At 57.7% G+C, this 3,681-nt stretch carries 1 protein-coding gene; it reads right to left on the bottom strand.

The genetic code is table 11. The features are described 5' to 3' along the window. Window positions 1-157: 157 nt before the first annotated feature. Window positions 158-3,526, bottom strand: a complete 3,369-nt coding sequence (locus AB3X96_RS42070; protein WP_368594355.1) for an autotransporter domain-containing protein — start codon at window positions 3,524-3,526, stop codon at window positions 158-160. Window positions 3,527-3,681 lie beyond the last annotated feature (155 nt).

The raw sequence follows: 3,681 nt of genomic DNA on the forward strand, positions 1-3,681 counted from the left end.
CCGCTCGCGCAGACCGTCGACGACTACGCCGCGCTTCTTCCCTGGTGCATGCCCGCCGAACTGCGGTAAGTCTATTGCCCTGTTCAACAACTCTGATGGGCGTCGTTAATTGACCGCTTACGTTGCAACCATTGCGGTGACAATGAGGTTCGCTTTTTCAGAACTTCCAGTTTAAATTGCCTTGCACCGTATGATCGGATTGCCGGCTAGCCAGCGAACCCGAATATCCGATGCTGAGGCGTCCATTCTTGCCGATATCGATCCGAGCATCCACGCTTAGCACTGCCGCATCTTTCGCAACCGGCACGCTCGCGACCGAGAAACCGTCGCTGCCAGAAGCGAATGCAAGCGTCGCAACCGGACGGCCGCTCGTCAGCGCGTGCTGCCAGCCGAGGCTCCCTTGCAGCGTAAGCTGCATCATCGATGTCAGCGTGAACTGCGTTGTGCCGCGCATGCCGAGCGTTGTAAACGACACATCGTTGTTGCCTTCCTGAGCGCGCAGCGTGGCCGCACCGCCTGTCTCGGCCATTCCATGATTGTTCAAATGAACATAGGCGAGCTGCCCGAACGGCTCCACGTCGGCTGCTCCGCTAAGGTTTAGACGATAAGCGGTCTCGGCGAACACCTGGGTCGTTTCTGCGTTCAGCGTGCCGCTTTCGTGCTCAGACGTCGCGCCATACTGCACATAGCGATCCATGCCACCGCGGTGCCACGCGTGCTCTACGCCCGCGCGCAGCCCGAGCGCGCTGGGCTGCCAGGCCGCATATGCACCGAGATGAAAGCTGTCGAATGATGCAGACGACGGCTGGTCACGCAGATTGACGCCGCTATGGCTGTAGCCGGCGAGGCCACCCACGCGAACACCATAGTGCACCATTGCATCTGCACCCGCGAGGAAGCCACCTGTCGAACTGGTGTATCCATTGACGCCAGCACCCCGTGCGCCCCCCCACGAGCCCAACAGGCGCGCCCAAGCGCCTGACTGTGTCGAGGCGGCATCACGCGTAGCCCAGAGCCGCCCGAACACCGCGTCGCGTACCTGACGGCTTTCATTGATGAGCGTCGCGTAGGCGGCAGGATAAATTTCACCCGTCAGTTGTCCAAATGTTGCCTGTGGCACCTGTGCGGAGGTTGCGAACAGCACACTGTTGTACACTGCGCTGCCCGGGTTCAGTGTCTCCATCGCGCGAGCGACACTGCGTTCGTTATCCGTACCCGCGACGCTCGCGAACGGCGTCGCGCTTCGATTCACGGTGAGACTGACGCTCGTCGGACCATATGCGAGCGACGGCAACACGAACAGGTAGCCACCAGGCGTCGCAAACTGACCTTCGACGCCTCCTGCGGCGTTCAAAATGTCGAAACGCTGACCCAGAATCGAGCGTGACTGTTCGAGACTAAGGGGTGGGGGTGAATGTTCAAGCGCAAGGCTGAGCGTGCCATTCGCGATACGCGCTTTACCACCTGCGTCGATCCGGTCGCTTGCTCCGCTCGGCGAAAGTTCGACCGCATAGGTTGATCCTGTTGCGAAATTCGCGTCATTCGTTACTTTCAACAGGCCGATCGAATGTCCAGGGGCGACCGTTCCTCCTTCATTCACGTTCAGAGATTGCAGTGCGCCGTTGCCGCTAACGCCCCCTCCGTTACCGACCGCGACGTTGCCGCTTGCTCCGTCGAGCGACGCAAAGCCGCGTGCCAGCAACACGTCACCCGTCCTCCCTGTATTCGTTACGGCTACGGTTCCGCCTTGGTCGATCGACAACTGTGCGCTTGTGCCGGCGATCGTTGCGCCGCCACCGTTCACCGCAACATCAGCCGTCCGGCCGTTCACTGTGAGCCGTCCAGCTGCATTGACCATCGCGCCGGAGGCGATCGAGCCGTCGATCCGCAATTCCCCGCCGTCAACTGTTGTTAACCCGCGATAGGTATTGTTCCCCGACAGGGTCAGCAGACCACTGCCTGACTTTGTCAGGCTACCTTCATAGGCACGTGTCTGGTAAGCAGACTCGCGCGCGGTGCCGATCTCGTACGCTGTCTTGTCGCTGTCGCTCGCATTCGAGGGCAGTCCCTGCGTCCAGCCCTTCGTTTTCAGCGTATCGAGCCACGATTGATGCTCTGCTGCGTCTTCTTTCTGACGCGCGGCGAGTGCAATGTCCGAAATGTCGTTCGACCATACATCCGACATGCCAGAAGGCAAATTAACATGGAACCGACCCAGCAACTGGCTGGGGCCGTTCATTGCCTTCTGTAGATCTGGGAGCCCCCAGCCTGCCACCGCATTGGGCACGTGCGTATTACCCGGGATCAATGCAGTAAGATTGCCGTAACTACCACTGTTGTCGTAGGGAAGCTGATCGAGCGGTTTCGAAGGGTCGACCTTGTTGGGATCCGAAACCATCTCTTGCGAGGTCGTGAGCAATACCGTCAACGCCTGCTCGCTAGTCAGATAGGGATAACGCTCCATGACCAGCGCAAGCGCACCGGAGGCGTATGGAGCAGACGCGGATGTGCCGTTGAAGCGGGGGTCATAGCCGCCTCCAGCTTTGGGGGCCATCGCCACGGTCGGCGCCATGAGACACCACCATTTTCCAACACCGCACTGGTTATAAACCTGCCCATTGTTGCGGGAATAACCGGACACGGCTAACCAGTCCGTTTCAATTTCCGGACGATAGTATGGCAACGCGGCCAGCACATCCGGATTTCTCTGAGGGTCGTTCGACGCGGAAATAACTTCAATATAGTGATATTTCGTGGCGGCCTCTGCGGCTGCATCTATCCAAGTTTTCGAACCTTCGCGCGCGCGTTTAGCGAATCCCTGGTACGCGGTTTTTAACTGGTCAACATTGTCTGTGAGATTCTCTGCCGGAATGGGAGAATTCTGACCCCAACTCTGATTGACGATACGAACACCACTTTTTCCCAAGGCATCATAGGCAGCAGTAAAGTAACCGTAGTCTAGGCGGTTGGAGCCATGCTCACGATTGTCGTCGGTCCCATTGGTGTTCGCGACATAAACATCTGCATTGAACGCGACACCCTGCATTCCTTTGCCGTCTCGTGCGGCACCAATGGCTCCGCTTACCTCGGTTCCATGCGAGTCATTCACATCATCGACATGCGATCCGGGAACATTGAATACGTCACCCTTCTTGACCGGGATCGTCGAATCGTCGGCATAAAACTGGAACCCGTCTTCATAGTATGTACCGATAGTAGACACAGGATGGATCCGAGGCCCTGACAGTTCGGGATGTGTCGTATCGACGCCTGAATCCAGCACCCCGACTTTTATACCTCTTCCGGTAAACCCCATCGCATACGCGTATTGCGCCTTCATCGCGCCAGCCGACCAGCTCGCCTTGAATTCTTTATCGTTGCCCCAAGATTTGGCGGCTTGCTCCAGGCTGTCCGTTTTGCTACCGTCGGCATTCGTATAGAGTCGTTCCTGACCGAATGCTGGCTTTAGAAACAGAGATCCCACAAGAAATACATGAAGCAATGCGATCGACCTTGCCTTATACATCGCTTTAGCCTGTGTGTCGGTATGATCGACGCTTAGAGACGGAATCAAAAAGACCCACTGGGGGCTGTTAACCTTCTCGGCAAGCTGTTAACCTTGGCCACCTGAACAACTGGAACCAAGGATGGGCGCGCCGATTGTTGATGACGGACTGTGGA

Source organism: Paraburkholderia sp. BR13439 (assembly GCF_040948805.1).
Classification (GTDB): Bacteria; Pseudomonadota; Gammaproteobacteria; order Burkholderiales; family Burkholderiaceae; genus Paraburkholderia; species Paraburkholderia youngii.